The organism is Rickettsia slovaca 13-B (assembly GCF_000237845.1).
Classification (GTDB): Bacteria; Pseudomonadota; Alphaproteobacteria; order Rickettsiales; family Rickettsiaceae; genus Rickettsia; species Rickettsia rickettsii.
In genome coordinates this window covers 484638-501125 of sequence record NC_016639.1, presented here as the reverse complement: position 1 = coordinate 501125, position 16488 = coordinate 484638, and the positions used below count along the sequence as shown (strand labels likewise).

The following is a 16488-nucleotide window of genomic DNA, read 5'->3' as shown; positions in this document are numbered from 1 at the left end:
CAAAAATACTTGGGTGCAAAATCAGCTAACAATTATAAAGACATGGATGTTAATGATTATAATTATGATTTACCGGATGAAGAAGGGTTTGCAAAAAATACACACGAAAAATTATTAAAAGATGTTATGCAACGTCTTAAAAACGGTGAAGATAAAGATGGCATTATTAATACATTAATTGAGATTAGTATTAATGAAGATACAAGAACAGAGTTAATAGAAAAAGTTTTAAATTATAATGTTAATGATAATAATCCTGTAGCAGCTCCAGCATTAGTTACTCCTGTAGCAACAGTAGTACCGGCTCCATCAACTTCAACAGAAGAAAAGTTATCGGCTAAAGTGAAGACACGCCTTACAATAGGGAAAATAAGGATGATATTATTAATTTCGTGCTTCTTTATCAGACTACTAACGAGAATGTAAAAAGTGAGTTAATAGATTATATCTGTGAATATTCTTTCGATACTGAATTAGCCGGACAGATAGGTGCAGATATTCAATTCTAATTTAAAATCTCTTTAAGTTCTTTTAAAGAAAAACCCGGTGGTTTTAGGTAGTCTAGTACTACCTTACCACTATCTAAGACTATAAGCCTTTTGCCGTAATTTACGGCATCTTCTAAATTATGCGTGATCATAACGGAAGTGATCTTATGTTTCTCTATAATCTCTGCTGTTTTTTTCATCACTTCCAAAGAAGCTTTCGGATCTAAATTTGCCGTATGTTCGTCTAGAAATAATATTTTAGGTGGATGAGCTATGATAAGTGCCAGCAGTATCATCTGCTTTTCTCCACCGGAAAATTTACCTAATGGCTGTGAAAGTAAAGGCAAAAAGCGTTTAGGCGCACCTGTAAGCTCTAACAACTCGCTACTTGCTAACCGTTCATTACTAGAGAATCTACTTTCCCACAAAATGATATTTTCTTCAAGGGTTAGCTCGGTAAATAGCCTCTCTTCAGCTTTTTGTGTTAATGTAACTAATGTAGAAACTTTTTGTCCTTTAGGTATTTTATCGATTCTGACTTGATCTAGAAACACTTTCCCGCTAGTAGGTTTTAAATAGCCGGCAAGTATTTTAGCTAAAGTAGACTTACCGCTACCGTTATGACCCAATATTACAACAAACTCTTCTTTAGCAATATTTAAAGTAGTTTCAGCAATTATAGGTTCGGTTCTTTCTTTAACTTTGAACTTTATATTTTCTGCATATAAATAAGGTTTCATAAAGCCTCTCTTTTTACAGAACTCAACGAAATAAACAATACTATACCTAAAATAAGCTTAAGATTTATGGGATCGATTCCAATTCGGAGTAAAAAGCCCAGAGCAATAAAGTAAAATAATATACCTATCAAACAAGACAATATCTCTTTAAACGCATTAAAATTATTAGCATGGATTAAAATATGACGCCCTATAACAATTGCACCAATACCGACTAGTGCCACCCCGAAACCCATATTAATATCGGCAAAACCATTTACTTGTGCAGATAAAGTACCGGTTAAAGCAGCCAAACAATTACTTATGCTAAAACCGATAGTACGGTAAAGCTCAGCAGGTTTTCCTAAATTAATCAATAAATCTTTATTAAAACCAAAAGCACGAAGAAATAAACCGAGCTTACCTTTTAATAAAATTATAACTGAACATATAATAAGACAATTGATTATTACTAAAGGTATTAACCAATTTTCGAGATCTAATATAGATAATAGAGTCGGCATACCAAGAACCGATATATTAGGACGCTGCATAATTTGTAAGTTAACCGAATAAAGCATAAAACTTGCAAGTATTCCGGCTATAAGCCCGTTAATGCGATTATTCTTCTGCATAACACTAACTATACTGCCTATAATTCCGCCTGCTATTACGGCAAATATTAATGCAGGAGATAACCCAAATGAAAGGCTGCGGGCAAACACTGCCGCACCAAGTACATAAGTACCGTCTACGGTAAGATCGGTAATTTTGAGAATCCGATAACTTATATACATCCCTAAAATAAGCGGCAGCATTATTAAGGATTGCTCAAGAGCAGTAACTAAAATGTTCATGTTACTACTCTTCAAGTTCTTTACGCGCGAAAGGAAATACGGATAAATTTTCTTTAGTAAGAATATCTTGTTTAACAAATGATTTAAGGTTAATAAATAAAGTTAAGTCTTTCATATCCCCAAATGGAATATCTTTCGGTTCTATTCCTTGTAAGATTTTTTTTGCCATTAAACCTGCTTCTACGCCTATTTGCTTCTCTTGTACTCCTACCGCAATAGTTGCCCCGCTAATTACCGAACCTTCATCGGAAGCAATTATCGGAATACGGCGTTTAAATGCTTCTTGCTTTAAAATATTAATCCCACTGACTATTAAATGATCTTTCAAAATTATAAAACTCTGCGTATTTTCAGGAGCATTTTTTACAGCCACAGGCATATCATTGAAATTTTGTATCATTACCGTGTGCAGAGAAATATTGTTTTTTCCAGCATATAATTTTAACATTTCTACTTCAGGTATAACTTTCTCGCTACTGCTATAAATTAAAGTGATATTCTGTAAAAAAGGTAATTTACTAATGGTGTCAGTGATTTTTATCTCATCGTTAACACCAGTAACTAAAGGTAGGTTTTTACTATTAATCATAGCAGCAGCACAAACAATCGGTTTATTTGTTATATGAGAAATAACAGTTTGGCTGGCTGTCGTGCCTATTGGAATTATTACATCAATATCCTGATCTGTTATTTGCTTTATAATGGCAAGTAAAATATTAGAATCAGCATGAGCATTTTTAACTATAATTTCTGCATCTATATCTTTTAGCGACTCTTTAATTCCTGATATAATCTCAGTCATTGCGGCATGTTCAAGTGGAACAATGACTGCTACTTTTTTTTTGATCCGCATAAACTGCAGCTGTGATGAATAAAACAAAAAGAAAAGAAAAAACTTTTTGAAAAATATTAGAGATAAACATTTTAATATCCTGTTATAAGTTATAATTTAATAATCAAAATTTAAATTTGCATATAGCAAACACATAAACGCAAAAAATTATCTACGCCAACGCCAATTTTGTATTAAACTATTAACCTTTAAAGATATCATAAATATTTTTAACTGTAGAAATATAAAGTAAAGATAAAAAACTTAGCTTTCTTTGACTAGAAGCTAAATAGTCAAGAAAGCTCTACCTTAGGGGCTATCTGTAAATAAGTTTTAATTGGTAATTAAATTATTTTTTACTGCAAATTGTAAGACTTTTTTGAAATATAAAGTAATATTCTTTCAAAAATCTTATCAATTTTCACTAAAAAAGCTCTTTAATTACCAATTAAAACTTATTTACAGATAGCCCCTTAATTTTTAATGTTTAGCACTATTTTTAGACTATGTCAATAACCAATAAATAGTACTAAAAGAATTACTTGAGATAGCCTATACTTCGATGTCATGACCGCTTTTACGAAACGTTATTATTGCATAAAGTTGTTGCACGGCTACAAACACAACCTACTCGATGTCATCCCCGCATAACATTGTTGCGTAGATCGAAAAATGTATTTGGTGTCATACCGTGGCTTGACCATGGCATCCATAAAAGTAACTTTAAAATACTAAATTTTTAGTATTTTAAATTGGATCCCGCGATTAAGTCGCGGGATGACAGGGGTGGAATCGATCCACGCAGGAATGACCTAAACAAGCCATTAATCCTCTTAATGACGATTCAGTACCCATGGCAGCAAGGCTTGCAAAATGAAAAAGGAATTCATTTCTTAAACTATGCATTTTCTGTTTGTTCTAATACCGTTTGCCCTAGTAATTGCGATAGAACATCTTGACCTGCTTCAGTCCAACTTACAGGTGGCTCTTCGTTTGGTAAACCTGTACCATAACGATCATTAAATACTCTCACTGCTTGCTGAGTAAATTGATCAAATGTACTTGTGGATTCTACTCCATAGCCATATTCTTTTAAATTTTCCTGTAAAGTATTAACTTTTTCTCCAGTACTATCAAGACTTAATAATAATTTACTCTTTTGCTCTTGCGTAGTCTCAAAATATCTACCAAAACCAGCTTCAGCTAATTCTTTCCAAGGAAATTTTGATCCAGGAGCTATATGAGCATTGCCTTCTCGGTTTACAGTTACTTCACCAAGACCGACTAAATCATGTTTTAAATCTAAATTTGGATATCTTTCTGTTACATCCTTAAGAAATTCTTTTAATTTCCCTATTTGCTCTGCAGGAAAATCACTTTTTGCATCATTAATAAGCATGACTCCAATACCAAACTTATTAACACCTACTTCTCCTTTCCAACTACTCTTGCCTGCATAAAAAGCTTGATCTGTTAAATCATTATGATATTCTTTTTGAGTCCCATCCTTATCAATTATGTAATGAACACTTGCACCTCGCTCATCCAATACTTCACGAACAGCCTTAATATCCTTGCTTACAGAATAAGTAATTACTACACAGGTAGGTTTTACTCCTTCCGGTCTTGGGGCCATATATTTACCATTTGGACTATTGGTATTACTAATACCGTTATTTTCAATAGCCTTACTTTTACTCATAACCTTCCTCCAATATATTTAATAATTGTTGACGGTTCAGAATTTACTAAACCTTAACGAAAATTAATACTTTGGTAATGCTAAGTCAATGAAAATTTAAATATTATTCACAAGGTATCGATACTGATCTGACACGTTCAATGATTATTTTTCTAATATTCGTAGTAAATGCTCTAGTTAACGATAAAAGTGCTCTTTCCATAGTCCTTGATAATTCTTTATAATCAAAAGAGATGTCATGTTCATATTGCCCTTCTGCTTCAGCAATATTATTTAAGAAATCACTTTCTATTTCTTTGAATAGATATTCAATTTTATTATTAGGAGTATTTTCATTGTCAGCTTTTAACTTTTCTTCTTCAGAACTATTAAAGAAATATTTTAAAGGCGTATTTAAAACTTTTGCAAAAACATATAACCTACTTATAGGTATATATTACTTAAACCTTCTTCATATTTTTTAACTTGGAGAGCACTAATATCGAAAAAGCTTGCCCTAATTCTTTTTGGATAATACCTACAGCAAGACGTCGTTCTTTTAAACGTTCACTTGCGAGTTTGTCTGGATGTTTTATTGAATAATTCATTTTAACAATAAGCTTTAATTAAAAATTAATTATTAATGAAGACTATTCAACTTTAAATGCAGTATATATTACTTTATATTTAATCAAGCAACTTTATTAAAAATTTAATATAATAATGCTAAAACCCTTTGGTGATCAAGAATCAAGGCTAATAAATAATTAATTAAAAGTATAAAAACGATGAGTAATAAAATAGTAAAATTACCGAATTGCGAGAATATAGTGGGAGAGATTAGTTTTTTAGGAATTAAACCTTGAGTACCATTTATTTCATTTAGATTTAGTTTTTTTATTGTTCTGCCAAAAGGATCTACTATAGCTGAAATACCGTTATTCGCTACTCTAATCATAGGTAAACCGTTCTCTACGGCTCTACTTCTACTAATATGAAAATGCTGATATGGACCGCTGGATTTACCATACCATGCATCATTTGTAATATTAATTATTACATCGGCTATTTCATTATTCGTCCGTACAAAATCAGGAAAAATAGATTCATAACAAATTAAAGGTTTAATTTTAAGATTATATTTTTCAAGATAAACAAGCCCTCCGTTTCCTTCTTTATAATCAATTAAACCATGAGTTAATTTTTTAAACGGTAGTATCTTTTTAAGGGGCATATACTCACCGAAAGGTACTAAATGTGATTTATGGTATTCAAATAATTTATGATTATTTTTATCAAGAGCATACATAGCTGAGTAAAGTTCAAACTCATCACCTTGTTTTTTATTATCCGAAATTCCTCCTGTTATCAAAATAGCATTTGTAGAATTTAGCATTTTTAATAATTTTGATTTAACTTGCGGTATATCATCAGGTACTACTAATGCTGCCTCAGACCAAATAATTAAATCGGTAGGTTCCAAATTTTCCGATAAATTAATATGTAGCATTAAATTATGCCAAAATTCTTCTTCATTCCATTTTTCGGTTTGAGGTATTGAAGGTTGCACTAATCGTACTTTTATATCAGTGAAATTTGTATGGTTATTACTTAGCCTTACTGCTCCATAAATGACAATGATGGTTAATACTAGGACTGAACTAGCTAGTAATATTTTTAACTGAGTAAATTGCTTGCTAAATAAAGGATAAGCTGATGTAGAAATATATATAACTATAAAACTAAGCCCATATATCCCTATTATACTTAAAGGCTGTATTAAAATATCTGAAAACGAAAAAGCATAACCAATCAAATTCCAAGGAAGACCGGTAAAAATCCATGAACGTACCCACTCAAATAATACCCAACATAAACAGAATATAAATTGGTAATATTTATTATTTTTAGCAAAAAAACTAAGCGTGCAGCTTGCCGATATAAAGCAAGCTAAAACTATAGGTAGTCCAAATAACGCAAAAGGAATTGCCCACCAAAAATCTGCAATATAAACGCTAACACCGATACTTATCCAATATATTCCACTTAAAAAATGCCCAAAACCGAATAAATAACCAAATTTTGTGGCTTCTTGCCAATTTTCGGATTTTTGAACTATATAACATAAGTAAGATAACGTTAATAATGCCGGTATAAAGAAAGTCGGAGCAAAAACTAAACCGCTTAATATCCCTAGCAGTAAACATATGATTTTAGGTTTATACATTTTTATCGATTATTTGTTTACAAAATAATACATCATGCTATCATTTCAGCAAGTTTTAATATAATGAGTAAATAAATGACTACAGGATTACTACAAGGAAAAAAAGGCTTAATTACAGGTATTGCAAATAATATGTCAATATCGTGGGCGATTGCACAGCTTGCTAAAAAACACGGAGCAGAGCTATGGTTTACTTATCAATCGGGAGTACTAGAAAAACGAGTTAAACCACTCGCTGAGGAAATAGGTTGTAATTTTGTTAGCGAACTTGATGTTACGAAGCCAAAATCAATTAGTAATTTATTTGATGATATAAAAGAGAAATGGGGTAGCTTCGATTTCTTACTTCACGGTATGGCTTTTGCCGATAAAAATGAATTAAAAGGACGTTATGTTGATACTAGCTTAGAAAATTTTCATAATTCTTTACATATATCATGTTACTCTCTGTTAGAACTCTCAAGGTCCGCAGAAGCCTTAATGCATAACGGCGGAAGCATTGTGACATTAACTTACTACGGCGCTGAAAAAGTTATACCTAATTATAACGTTATGGGAGTAGCCAAAGCTGCACTTGAGGCTAGTATAAAATATCTAGCAAACGATATGGGAGAAAATAATATTAGGGTAAATGCTATTTCGGCAGGACCTATCAAAACTTTAGCATCTAGTGCAATAGGTGATTTTAGTACTATGCTTAAATCTCACGCTGCAACCGCACCGTTAAAACGTAATACTACCCAAGAAGATGTAGGAGGAGCAGCAGTATATTTATTTAGTGAATTATCTAAAGGTGTTACCGGTGAAATCCATTATGTAGATTGCGGTTATAATATTATGGGAAGTAATAAATTATTGTAGGGATTAATGTCATTCCCGCAAAAGGCTTGCTTGTGTAAACCAATAAAATCCACTGTGGTCACCCCGTGGCTTGACCACAGGGTCCATAAAAACAATAAAAATACTAATAATATTAGTATTTTAAGCTAGATCCCGTGAATAAATCACGGGATGACAACTGTATTTTTCAAGTCACACAACAAAATCATCACAATCCATGATTTCTTTTTTTGAGGTGTTCAGGTTTTGGAGGAACAGGCGGTTTTTTAGATTTTGCCTGAACCTTTTTAGCCTCTAACGGCAATGCCAGATTATTGAATCTATTTAACTCTTCTGAGATTTGTTTTAACTGTTCTTGTACTTCTATCTTTAAAGGAGTATGAGAATTTTTCATTTCCCTATTTATTATTGTGCCTATTTTCTCAAGATTTTCTTTAGAAATAGAATATGATTTTATACCTATATAATTAACAATCTTTGACCACCAAGTTTGGCCTTTATCTAATCCTTGATATATTACATCTACTAAATCATTTTTTTTAAATGTTAATATATAATCAGAAGCTCCTTCTAAAGATTTAGATAAATGCCTTTTTATTTCTCCTTGTCTCTTATCTTCAATATTTACTTTTTTGTCTTTCTTGAGTTTTGTTATTGCTTTTTCAATTATTGAAGATATCTTAGTTTCTTTTCCTTCATGTGCTTTATTTTCTAAATTTTCTTTGGTATTAAAATTTATATTAGTTCCTATTTTAGCATCTACTAATTGTTTAGCATACTTACCGTTAGGATCTTGTATTTCTCGCTCTATCTCAGCAGATTTTAAACCTAATTTTGTATATATATCTGATTCTCGGAAAAGTGGAGCATATAATAAAAAATTAATACTTTGAGCTATTCTACTATCTATCAAATCTTTAGAATCTCTTTTGGGATAAAATTTTTCTTGTAAAATACGATAGTGATCTAATATTTCCTGTGTTATATCTTTTACATCAAGAGATTGTAATTCTCCTTTATCATTAAATTTTGCTTTCATACCTGAGCGTTTGGCTTCCAATAATAATATTTCTTGAAAAACTTTATTATTAGGAGTACGACAAACGAAATTAGGATCGTTATCCGGCATTAATTCATTTGCATTTTCCATTATTGCTTGATTGAGTTTATGTAATTGCTCTTTATTAAGTTTTTTATCTAACAAACTTATAAAAGCTTCTCTTTGTTTTTGCTTACTTGCAGTACTAAAAGCCTGATGCATCTTTTGCAAAACAACAAAATCAAAATTTTTGTTACCTATTTCTTGGATAACTAAATTTGCTAAATTTTTTGTTTCAGTATTCACTGTTTCTTTTTTATTTTTTGTAGCCATATTTAGTATTAATCTCACTTATAATTATTTAAATATTAATGATAGATTAAATTAATTTCTAGATGTTTTTACTATATTTATAATCAAAACTTTAAAACAGTATCTAGCAAGTCATACTGGTTCTGAGCTATTACCCAAAATTTCTATTGATTCTATTGTTTCATTATGCGATTGACTATGCATTACTAAATCTAAAATATTTGAAGATGCTAAATTGCTAATATAAACACCTTGTACATCATTTAATACATAATCAACCACTAATAATTTAGAATCAGCAGAAGTTCCATATAATGACATTTTTGCCTCAAATAATTTTTTAAATGTATCTAATTCAAGTAATTCTTCACATACAGCATGTTCTTTAATATCTCTACTTACAAATAAACTCATTATGCTTCGTGCTAAACTATTTTTAATATACAAGCCTTTTAAGCATTCAATAAAATTTTCAAAAAAATTTAGTTCTTCAAAAGGAATGTTGAAATCAGGTAATAATTCTTGATATAATTTTTTCTGCAATTCCTTTTTTTCAATTAGTTCTTCAAAAGGAATGTTGAAATCAGGTAATAATTCTTGATATAATTTTTTCTGCAATACCTCGTCCTCAAATTTTTTCAAATAGAAATTATCAATTAATAGCTTGTAAAGCTCAAGTATCCCACTAGGAAAGTTAATTTTCAAAGTTCCTTTTTTATCAATTTCTACAGTAAACCTGTTTTCTTTTGCTTCTAAATATATTAGATCTCGAAATATACTATCCTCTTTTGTTCTACGAAGTAAAAAAGCTGCATCTTTAGAATCAACTAAATCTAAAGCATGTTTCATTATTGTTGCATTAAGCTCATGTAACATATTGTTAGATATCACCTCTGCTGCATCTGCTAGAAAAGATTTTTTATCATCTATTTTTAATTTCCTTAAATTTTCTAGAACTTCTAAAGTTATTTCTCCTTGTTGAATTTTTTTAAGTAACTCATAATAGTTGCTAAATTTTACTTCTTGATTTTTGCATCCTAACCCGGCATAAACATTGCATCCTGATTCTTGCTTTTGAGCTAATCCAGGATATTCTTTTTCAATTTCTCTAGGTTTACTAATACAAAAACTCATAATGTCTTTTAGCTTCATATAATTTATTCCTTACTATTTAATAAGGAGTATTATATTTAGTGAAGAAATATTAACAAGTACTTTATAGAAGATTAAGATAAATTAATTTTTATTGAGAGGATGATGCAACAATGCTTTTTTGAGATGATTAGTTTGAAGATGAGTATATATTTGGGTAGTAGATATATCAGCGTGACCAAGCAGCTCTTGAATTACTCTTAAGTCTGCTCCGCCCTCAAGCAAATGACTTGCAAAACTGTGACGTAATATATGCGGAGAAATATACTCAGGGTTAAGTCCTGCATAAAGGGCAGCAGATTTTAACAGAATAGCAAAATTTTGCCTAGTCATATAACCCGCTAAAGCTGATGAAGGAAATAAATAAATTAGATTTCTTGGTTTAGCTTTATTCACAAAAACACCTCTAATTGCAAGATATTTAGCAATACTGATAACTGCCTGTTCATTTATTACTATGACTCTTTCCTTATTACCTTTACCAAGTACCGAAAATATTTTTCTTACTTCTCCTTTAAACGTTTTATTAGTCAGAATATCAGCAAGCTTAAGACTAACAAGCTCCGAGACTCTAAGACCGCTAGCATAAAGCAAATGAATCATAGCATTAAGCCTGATACCTTCAGGAGAATTATCTTGAGAGCAATGTTCAAGTAACGATTTAATTTGAGCTATAGATAATATTTTGGGAAGTTTATTTTGATATTTGGGCAAATCTACGTTAAGAACCGGATTAAACGCGGTATGGTTTTCACTAATTAAAAATTCATAATAACTTTTTATAGTTGAGATTTTTCTGTTGATTGAGCGTGCTTGCAAATCATTACTTGCTAGATACTCAATCCAGTCTCTAATATTCTCAGTAGTAATATTTAATTCGGATAATTTGTGTTTAGCAAGATAATTTTGAAAATCGAATAAGTCACGCTTATAGCTAAGTATAGAATTTTTTGACAATGCTCTCTCGGCTAAAAGCATTTCTAGGAATTGCGCAATAAATTCCATAAGATGTTTTAATTTCTATAATGGAGGCCAGGGTCGGAATCGAACCGACGAATAGAGGATTTGCAGTCCACGGCATTACCACTTTGCTACCCAGCCTAATCAGTGTCATACCACAATCCTATGTCATTCCTGCGAAAGCAGGAATCCATAAACGGATAATTGTATTTTTACTGGATTCCCGCTTTCGCGGGAATGACATAAATACTACCAACATCGATACAAAAAAGCAACTATTTTTATATTAAACTCCTAATCCTTGCAGGATATTTAAACGATTTATCCTTCATACAATTCAAGAACTGGCTAACTGAATCTACTATATCGTCATTTTTAATATGGGGAAAATTCAGTAATTCCTTTAAAATTATGCTTGATTGTTTAGGTATTAGAACACTAGCTGATTGAAATAAAGGAACTACCGAGGCGAATCTTGTAACTTTATCAAAGCTTGGCTTAATTCCTATCACTCTAATATTACCACCTAAAAATCCTATATCTTGAATCAATTGTTGACCACTTGCTTTATCTTCGATTAATATAAATTTTGGCTGATATTCTCTAGCTAATTTTTCCGTCAAATTCTTAAGCTCAGGATAATTAATTTTTTTCCGTACTAATGATACTAGATAATATTTCTGAATCCCCCATATATTACAAACACTATAATCGGAATCTTCGGAACTCTTAATTGCCGTATCCCAGCTTTGCACAAAATAATCAAATCTTGAAGGTAGATTTTCATAAAATCTAATATCTTCCATATTCAGTAACGATGACCTTTGTGCTATCGGTTCTTGTAAATATTGAGCATTATCATTATAGCTACCTATTTCCTGCTCTAATTTCATTAAACAATCAAGAGGTTCTTTAATAGCTGTCTAATAACTTTACCACTAAGATATTGATATTCTTTATTCATTAATTTAAAGGAGTAATCTTGAATGCTAATCGCCGGAATTTTTAAATGATGCCATGAATTGCTATTATTAAGTAGATAACCGGATAAATCATCCGTATGCAGACGCTGCATAACTAAAACTATCGCTCCCTTATTACGATTATTTAGTCTGCTAACAAAAGTTTGCTCAAACCAATCTATAAACTTTCTTACGTATTTTATAAGAATGAATTTGCGTGGGGTTATGAGGATCATCGATAATTAAGATATCACCGCCCTCACCTGTTGCCGATCCTCCAACCGATGTTGCAAATCTAAAGCCATTAGCTGTCGTTAAAAACTTACTTTTTTGATTATGGGGTTTACTAAGGATAGTACTTGGGAAAAGTTCTTTATACCAATCAGAATTTAAAATGAACTGACAATCTAGTGAGTGTTTAATGCTAAGTATTTGAGAATAGCTGGCAACCATAATCCTTTTGGTAGGATTAACCCCCAATAAATAAGCAGGCCAAGCAACGCTAACACAAATAGATTGTAGTAAGCTCCTTGGCAGTATATTAATTATTAAGCGATTAATATCACCGCTTTGCACGGCATTTAAATAATCGGAATTATTCTTATATGCTTACTTGGATAATACTCCGCTCCAGGATTAATAGTATTAAATACCTTAATTATAAAACTATGAAAATCCTGTCGTAAAATAGAATTTAAGAGTTCTTTAGAGTGGAGCATATTGTACCTACATCGTCATTGCGAGGAAAAATTGTAAGTTTTGACTAAGCAATCTCAGGCAAGATTCCTGAGATTGCCACGCTCCTTGAAATCGCTTGCAATGACCTTAAAATCTTATCATAAATTATCATTGCCATTAATCCCCTATAGTATATAATTTTGAAAAATAATATATTTATCTATGAAATTACTAAAAATTATTTTTATCATTACTATATGCATTAATTTTCCCATATTCGCAGAAAATTTAGAGTCAGTTACTACAACCGAAGATATTGAAAATGACGTATTTATCCCTCTTGATGAAAATCATCCTATTTTAAATCCAAACGATAATATTAATGATAGTTCTGAGTTTAAAAATTATACAAATGGCAAAATTATTGCTCTAAATAACATTACTGCTACTTCTGAAGAGATAGATTTTAAAGTCGGGGAAGAAAAATATTTCGGTAATATAAAAATCAAATTGCACAAATGTATAAAAAACCTTGATCCATATAATGAAGATAATTATTTGTTGATGACCATAACGGAATATAAAATAGACGAAGATCCTAATTTACTCTTTCAAGGATGGATGATTTCTTCAAGCATTTCACTTTCAACGTTTGAACACCCAATCTACGAAATTTTTGCTAAAGATTGTTTTTAGATGCAATATTTAATTTCAAGTTTAATATTTTTAATTCCAAGCCTTGGGATGCTGGCGGGCTTATCCGTTGCAGCTACTGTTACAATTTTTTTGCTTATATCATTCCTGCGAGGTATTAATCGTCATTGCGAGCGACTGAAAGGAGTGTGGCAATCCAGTAACAATGTCATACCGTGGCTTGACCACGGTATCCAAAAAATAAAAAAAGACTGGATCCCACTACAAGCTCACGGGATGACAATGTTATTCACCGCTTGGTGCTTTATATCTTGTTTATTCGCAATTCATCTTATTAATAGCTTAGCTACTTTTACTCAAGTTTTTATACTCTTATTTCTTGGCTTTGCAGTTAGTAATTCTGCTCCTTTTCAAAATCGCTTACAACTTAAAAAAGCCTTAATATTCGGAATTCTCACAGCAATATTATTATTCTTCATCGAATATTCTTCTAATGGATTTTTAACAAGAATATTCAAAACTAGTTTTGGCTTATATATGCTAGATCGTGGTTGTGCTTTACTTTCAATTACCGCTTGGGTAGCGATTATAATTTTACTTTCTAACGGTAAAAAACGACATACCTTAATGCTATATATATTAGTACTTTATTTACTAAGTATTTCCGATAGTTTAGCAAGTTTTTTAGGCTTCGGTATAGGAGGAGTAATATTTATTTTAACAAGATTTATGAAGCCGATATTTTTCAAATTAATCGCAATAAGTTTAATTACCGGCTCGTTACTATTTCCTGTGATAGCTAAACAAATAGAACCACAAGATTTATCTGAAAAATATTTAGCTACACAACCTTCCGCTGCTCATCGTTTATTTATTTGGCATTTCGTCGCAAACAAAATCATTGAAAAGCCGATTTTAGGCTATGGCTTAGCTTCTTCTAAATATATCAAAGCTGGTGATAGTGAAATGATCGATTACAACGGAGAAAAATGGCATCCTTTGCCGCTTCATCCTCATAATAATATATTACAAATTACTCTTGAACTCGGTATAATAGGTTTAATATTATTTTTATGCTTAGTTTATAAATATCTCAAACAAATTAGTAATCTCGAAAATAAAAATTTCAAGGCAATTTCCTATGCATGTTTTATAAATTACTATATTATCGGCATGATTTCATATAATATTTGGCAAATATGGTGGATATCAAGCGGTATTTGGGTACTAGTTTTAATGAAGCTACTAGTTAAACCTGATATTGTCATTGATAATTGATGCTATTTGAGGTAAATATAGAGTTAAGTGTCATTAAATCTACGTCATTGCAAGCAGCCGTAGGCTGCGTGGCAATCTCATCAAATATCCTGAGATTGCTTCGTCGCATTACTGTGCAATTCTTCTCGCAATGACGGAACAATATAATAAAAAACATATGCTACAAAACTCAGAACTTTTACAAGAATATCTACCGATTGCTATATTTTTCGGTATTGCGGTATTGGTTTCCGGTTTAATAATGATTCTACCTAACCTATTATCGACAAAAAAATATAATAAAGATAAGCTAGAACCTTATGAGTGCGGTTTTGGGCCTTTTAGCGATGCAAGATCAAAATTTGACATATGTTTTTACTTAGTTGCTATTTTATTTATTATCTTTGATCTTGAAATTGCATTTTTAGTGCCTTGGGCTATTAGTCTTAATACGATAGGTAAAATAGGCTTTTTCTCAATGATGTTTTTCTTATTCGTACTTATTATCGGGTTCATATATGAATGGAAGAAAGGAGCTTTAGACTGGTAGTAATATGAAAAATAATTTTTATCAAGAAGACGAATTATTAAGTAATGAGCTTTCTAATAGAGGATTCTTACTCACTAAAGTTGATGACGTTATAGACTGGGCGAGAGCTAATTCCTTATGGCCTATGACTTTTGGGCTTGCTTGTTGTGCTATTGAGATGATGCAGGCAGCAGCAAGTAGATATGATATGGATCGCTTCGGTATGTTATTTAGACCAAGTCCAAGACAGTCCGACCTTATGATAGTTGCAGGAACGCTTACTAACAAAATGGCACCAGCTCTACGTAAAGTATATGATCAGATGGCTGAACCTAAATGGGTGCTTTCAATGGGTAGCTGTGCCAATGGCGGCGGCTATTACCACTTTTCCTATTCGGTAGTGCGTGGCTGTGATAGAATCGTACCGGTTGACGTATATGTCCCTGGCTGCCCTCCTACCGCCGAAGCATTAATTTACGGGCTTATGCAGTTACAGAAAAAAATTAAACGCACTACAGGTTTTAAGTATGACGCTAGACAAACTCATTGAAAGACTTGCAGCTAAATCTAGCATTTTAATAACTCCGATCACGGTTAAAGATTACCTAGCTTATAAAATCGAGCCGAATTTTTTATTGCCGTTTTTAAAAGCTTTAAAAGAATCGGAAGAATTACGCTTCACTTTACTTACTGATTTATTTGGGGCTGATTTTCCTCAGAATAACGTAGTCAATTCAGTTGGGCTTGGCCACAAGGAGCAAGGCGCGAAGCCTATAACTAATAGGAGAACGACGAGCGACAATGTAGGCGAGTCCAAATCAATTGACTCTAAAAGGTTTGAAGTAGTATATAATTTATTAAGCTTAAAATTAAATAAGCGTCTTATAATAAAAGTATATATATCTGAAAAAGAAACTATACCTTCAGCAATGAATATATTTAGTGCCGCTTGTTGGTATGAGCGTGAAGTTTATGATATGTACGGGGTAAATTTCGAGGGTAATGACGATAAAAGACGCATACTAACCGATTACGAATTTGAGGGGCATCCATTACGTAAAGATTTCCCGTTAACAGGCTATACACAAGTTAAATATGATGAGAAGCTAAAGAAAGTAGCTTATGAACCGGTCGATTTAGACATAGAATATCGTGAGTTTGATTTTAGCTCGCACTGGCATAGCCCGAGTTATGTATTGCCAGGTGATGAGAAGGCAACCGATGTCATTCCTGCGAAAGCAGGAATCCAGAAATAAAATGAATGTCATCCTGTGACTTGATCGCGGGATTCAGAAAAAATA

The 16488-nt window shown here is 31.8% G+C and carries 17 protein-coding genes, 1 tRNA gene and 1 pseudogene; 7 read left to right on the top strand and 12 right to left on the bottom strand.

Translation table 11 applies throughout. The features are described 5' to 3' along the window. Positions 1-9: 9 nt before the first annotated feature. The gene (locus RSL_RS02610) at positions 10-426 is read left to right on the top strand and encodes a hypothetical protein (RefSeq protein ID WP_014273413.1); all 417 of its coding nucleotides are present in this window, start codon (positions 10-12) and stop codon (positions 424-426) included. A gap of 79 nt (positions 427-505) precedes the next feature. Here RSL_RS02610 and RSL_RS02605 read toward each other — a convergent pair whose 3' ends face one another. From RSL_RS02605 to lnt, 5 genes and pseudogenes are all read right to left on the bottom strand, one after another. After that, positions 506-1228 (bottom strand): ATP-binding cassette domain-containing protein, encoded by a 723-nt coding sequence (locus RSL_RS02605; protein WP_014273412.1) that lies wholly within the window; start codon positions 1226-1228, stop codon positions 506-508. Beyond that, positions 1225-2064, bottom strand: a complete 840-nt coding sequence (locus tag RSL_RS02600; protein WP_014273411.1) for an ABC transporter permease — start codon at positions 2062-2064, stop codon at positions 1225-1227. Before RSL_RS02600 ends, RSL_RS02605 begins: the two co-directional genes overlap by 4 nt. Positions 2065-2068: 4 nt before the next feature. Beyond that, a pseudogene (locus RSL_RS02595) lies at positions 2069-2987 on the bottom strand (ABC transporter substrate binding protein). Between the two features lie 807 nt (positions 2988-3794). After that, positions 3795-4598, bottom strand: a complete 804-nt coding sequence (locus tag RSL_RS02590; protein WP_004995964.1) for an N-acetylmuramoyl-L-alanine amidase — start codon at positions 4596-4598, stop codon at positions 3795-3797. A 691-nt stretch (positions 4599-5289) separates the two neighbouring features. After that, on the bottom strand, positions 5290-6804 hold the full coding sequence (gene lnt / locus RSL_RS02585; RefSeq protein ID WP_004995965.1) for an apolipoprotein N-acyltransferase: 1515 nt from the start codon (positions 6802-6804) through the stop codon (positions 5290-5292). Positions 6805-6879: 75 nt separating this feature from the next. Between lnt and fabI the strand changes: the two genes are divergently transcribed. Then, positions 6880-7665, top strand: coding sequence for an enoyl-ACP reductase FabI (gene fabI, locus RSL_RS02580; protein ID WP_014273409.1), 786 nt, complete (start codon positions 6880-6882; stop codon positions 7663-7665). Positions 7666-7852: 187 nt separating this feature from the next. Here the strand turns inward: fabI and RSL_RS02575 are convergent, their stop codons facing one another. The 7 genes from RSL_RS02575 to RSL_RS09860 form a co-directional block, all read right to left on the bottom strand. Then, complete coding sequence (locus RSL_RS02575; RefSeq protein WP_014273408.1) at positions 7853-9016, bottom strand: DUF5410 domain-containing protein; 1164 nt, start codon at positions 9014-9016, stop codon at positions 7853-7855. A gap of 111 nt (positions 9017-9127) precedes the next feature. Next, on the bottom strand, positions 9128-10147 hold the full coding sequence (locus RSL_RS02570; RefSeq protein ID WP_014273407.1) for a DUF5410 family protein: 1020 nt from the start codon (positions 10145-10147) through the stop codon (positions 9128-9130). A gap of 84 nt (positions 10148-10231) precedes the next feature. Further along, complete coding sequence (gene xerD, locus RSL_RS02565) at positions 10232-11152, bottom strand: site-specific tyrosine recombinase XerD (RefSeq protein WP_014273406.1); 921 nt, start codon at positions 11150-11152, stop codon at positions 10232-10234. A 21-nt stretch (positions 11153-11173) separates the two neighbouring features. Further along, a tRNA-Cys gene (locus tag RSL_RS02560) sits at positions 11174-11248 on the bottom strand. Between the two features lie 140 nt (positions 11249-11388). Beyond that, positions 11389-12000 carry a phage terminase large subunit gene (terL, locus tag RSL_RS09870; RefSeq protein WP_231287752.1) on the bottom strand — a complete coding sequence of 204 codons (612 nt, stop codon included), beginning with the start codon at positions 11998-12000 and terminating at the stop codon, positions 11389-11391. Then, entirely contained in the window at positions 12000-12182 is a 183-nt protein-coding gene (locus tag RSL_RS09865) for a hypothetical protein (protein WP_004995971.1), read from the bottom strand. The genes terL and RSL_RS09865 overlap by 1 nt, the downstream gene beginning before the upstream one ends. 55 nt (positions 12183-12237) lie before the next feature. Next, on the bottom strand, positions 12238-12645 hold the full coding sequence (locus RSL_RS09860; protein WP_231287750.1) for a hypothetical protein: 408 nt from the start codon (positions 12643-12645) through the stop codon (positions 12238-12240). A 324-nt stretch (positions 12646-12969) separates the two neighbouring features. Here RSL_RS09860 and RSL_RS02540 point away from each other — a divergent pair, with 324 nt between their 5' ends. The 5 genes from RSL_RS02540 (at position 12970) to RSL_RS02520 (ending at position 16443) form a co-directional block, all read left to right on the top strand. Beyond that, positions 12970-13443, top strand: a complete 474-nt coding sequence (locus RSL_RS02540; protein ID WP_004995979.1) for a DUF2155 domain-containing protein — start codon at positions 12970-12972, stop codon at positions 13441-13443. Then, positions 13444-14679, top strand: a complete 1236-nt coding sequence (locus RSL_RS02535) for an O-antigen ligase family protein (RefSeq protein ID WP_014273405.1) — start codon at positions 13444-13446, stop codon at positions 14677-14679. Between the two features lie 157 nt (positions 14680-14836). Next, entirely contained in the window at positions 14837-15208 is a 372-nt protein-coding gene (locus tag RSL_RS02530) for an NADH-quinone oxidoreductase subunit A (protein ID WP_014419777.1), read from the top strand. 4 nt (positions 15209-15212) lie between these two features. Then, positions 15213-15737 carry a NuoB/complex I 20 kDa subunit family protein gene (locus tag RSL_RS02525; protein WP_014273403.1) on the top strand — a complete coding sequence of 175 codons (525 nt, stop codon included), beginning with the start codon at positions 15213-15215 and terminating at the stop codon, positions 15735-15737. Continuing rightward, entirely contained in the window at positions 15715-16443 is a 729-nt protein-coding gene (locus RSL_RS02520; protein WP_014273402.1) for an NADH-quinone oxidoreductase subunit C, read from the top strand. Before RSL_RS02525 ends, RSL_RS02520 begins: the two co-directional genes overlap by 23 nt. Positions 16444-16488: the final 45 nt, after the last annotated feature.

What these genes read in the sequence shown, in the direction of transcription:
- RSL_RS02540 (WP_004995979.1), top strand. Translation starts at nt 12,970, where the DNA reads ATGAAATTACTAAAAATTATTTTTATCATTACTATATGCATTAATTTT.
- RSL_RS02525 (WP_014273403.1), top strand. Translation starts at nt 15,213, where the DNA reads ATGAAAAATAATTTTTATCAAGAAGACGAATTATTAAGTAATGAGCTT.
- terL (WP_231287752.1), bottom strand. Translation starts at nt 12,000, where the DNA reads ATGAAATTAGAGCAGGAAATAGGTAGCTATAATGATAATGCTCAATAT.
- RSL_RS09865 (WP_004995971.1), bottom strand. Translation starts at nt 12,182, where the DNA reads ATGCAGCGTCTGCATACGGATGATTTATCCGGTTATCTACTTAATAAT.
- xerD (WP_014273406.1), bottom strand. Translation starts at nt 11,152, where the DNA reads ATGGAATTTATTGCGCAATTCCTAGAAATGCTTTTAGCCGAGAGAGCA.
- RSL_RS02520 (WP_014273402.1), top strand. Translation starts at nt 15,715, where the DNA reads ATGACGCTAGACAAACTCATTGAAAGACTTGCAGCTAAATCTAGCATT.
- RSL_RS02590 (WP_004995964.1), bottom strand. Translation starts at nt 4,598, where the DNA reads ATGAGTAAAAGTAAGGCTATTGAAAATAACGGTATTAGTAATACCAAT.
- RSL_RS02530 (WP_014419777.1), top strand. Translation starts at nt 14,837, where the DNA reads ATGCTACAAAACTCAGAACTTTTACAAGAATATCTACCGATTGCTATA.
- RSL_RS02535 (WP_014273405.1), top strand. Translation starts at nt 13,444, where the DNA reads ATGCAATATTTAATTTCAAGTTTAATATTTTTAATTCCAAGCCTTGGG.
- RSL_RS02575 (WP_014273408.1), bottom strand. Translation starts at nt 9,016, where the DNA reads ATGGCTACAAAAAATAAAAAAGAAACAGTGAATACTGAAACAAAAAAT.
- fabI (WP_014273409.1), top strand. Translation starts at nt 6,880, where the DNA reads ATGACTACAGGATTACTACAAGGAAAAAAAGGCTTAATTACAGGTATT.
- RSL_RS02600 (WP_014273411.1), bottom strand. Translation starts at nt 2,064, where the DNA reads ATGAACATTTTAGTTACTGCTCTTGAGCAATCCTTAATAATGCTGCCG.
- RSL_RS02570 (WP_014273407.1), bottom strand. Translation starts at nt 10,147, where the DNA reads ATGAAGCTAAAAGACATTATGAGTTTTTGTATTAGTAAACCTAGAGAA.
- RSL_RS02605 (WP_014273412.1), bottom strand. Translation starts at nt 1,228, where the DNA reads ATGAAACCTTATTTATATGCAGAAAATATAAAGTTCAAAGTTAAAGAA.
- lnt (WP_004995965.1), bottom strand. Translation starts at nt 6,804, where the DNA reads ATGTATAAACCTAAAATCATATGTTTACTGCTAGGGATATTAAGCGGT.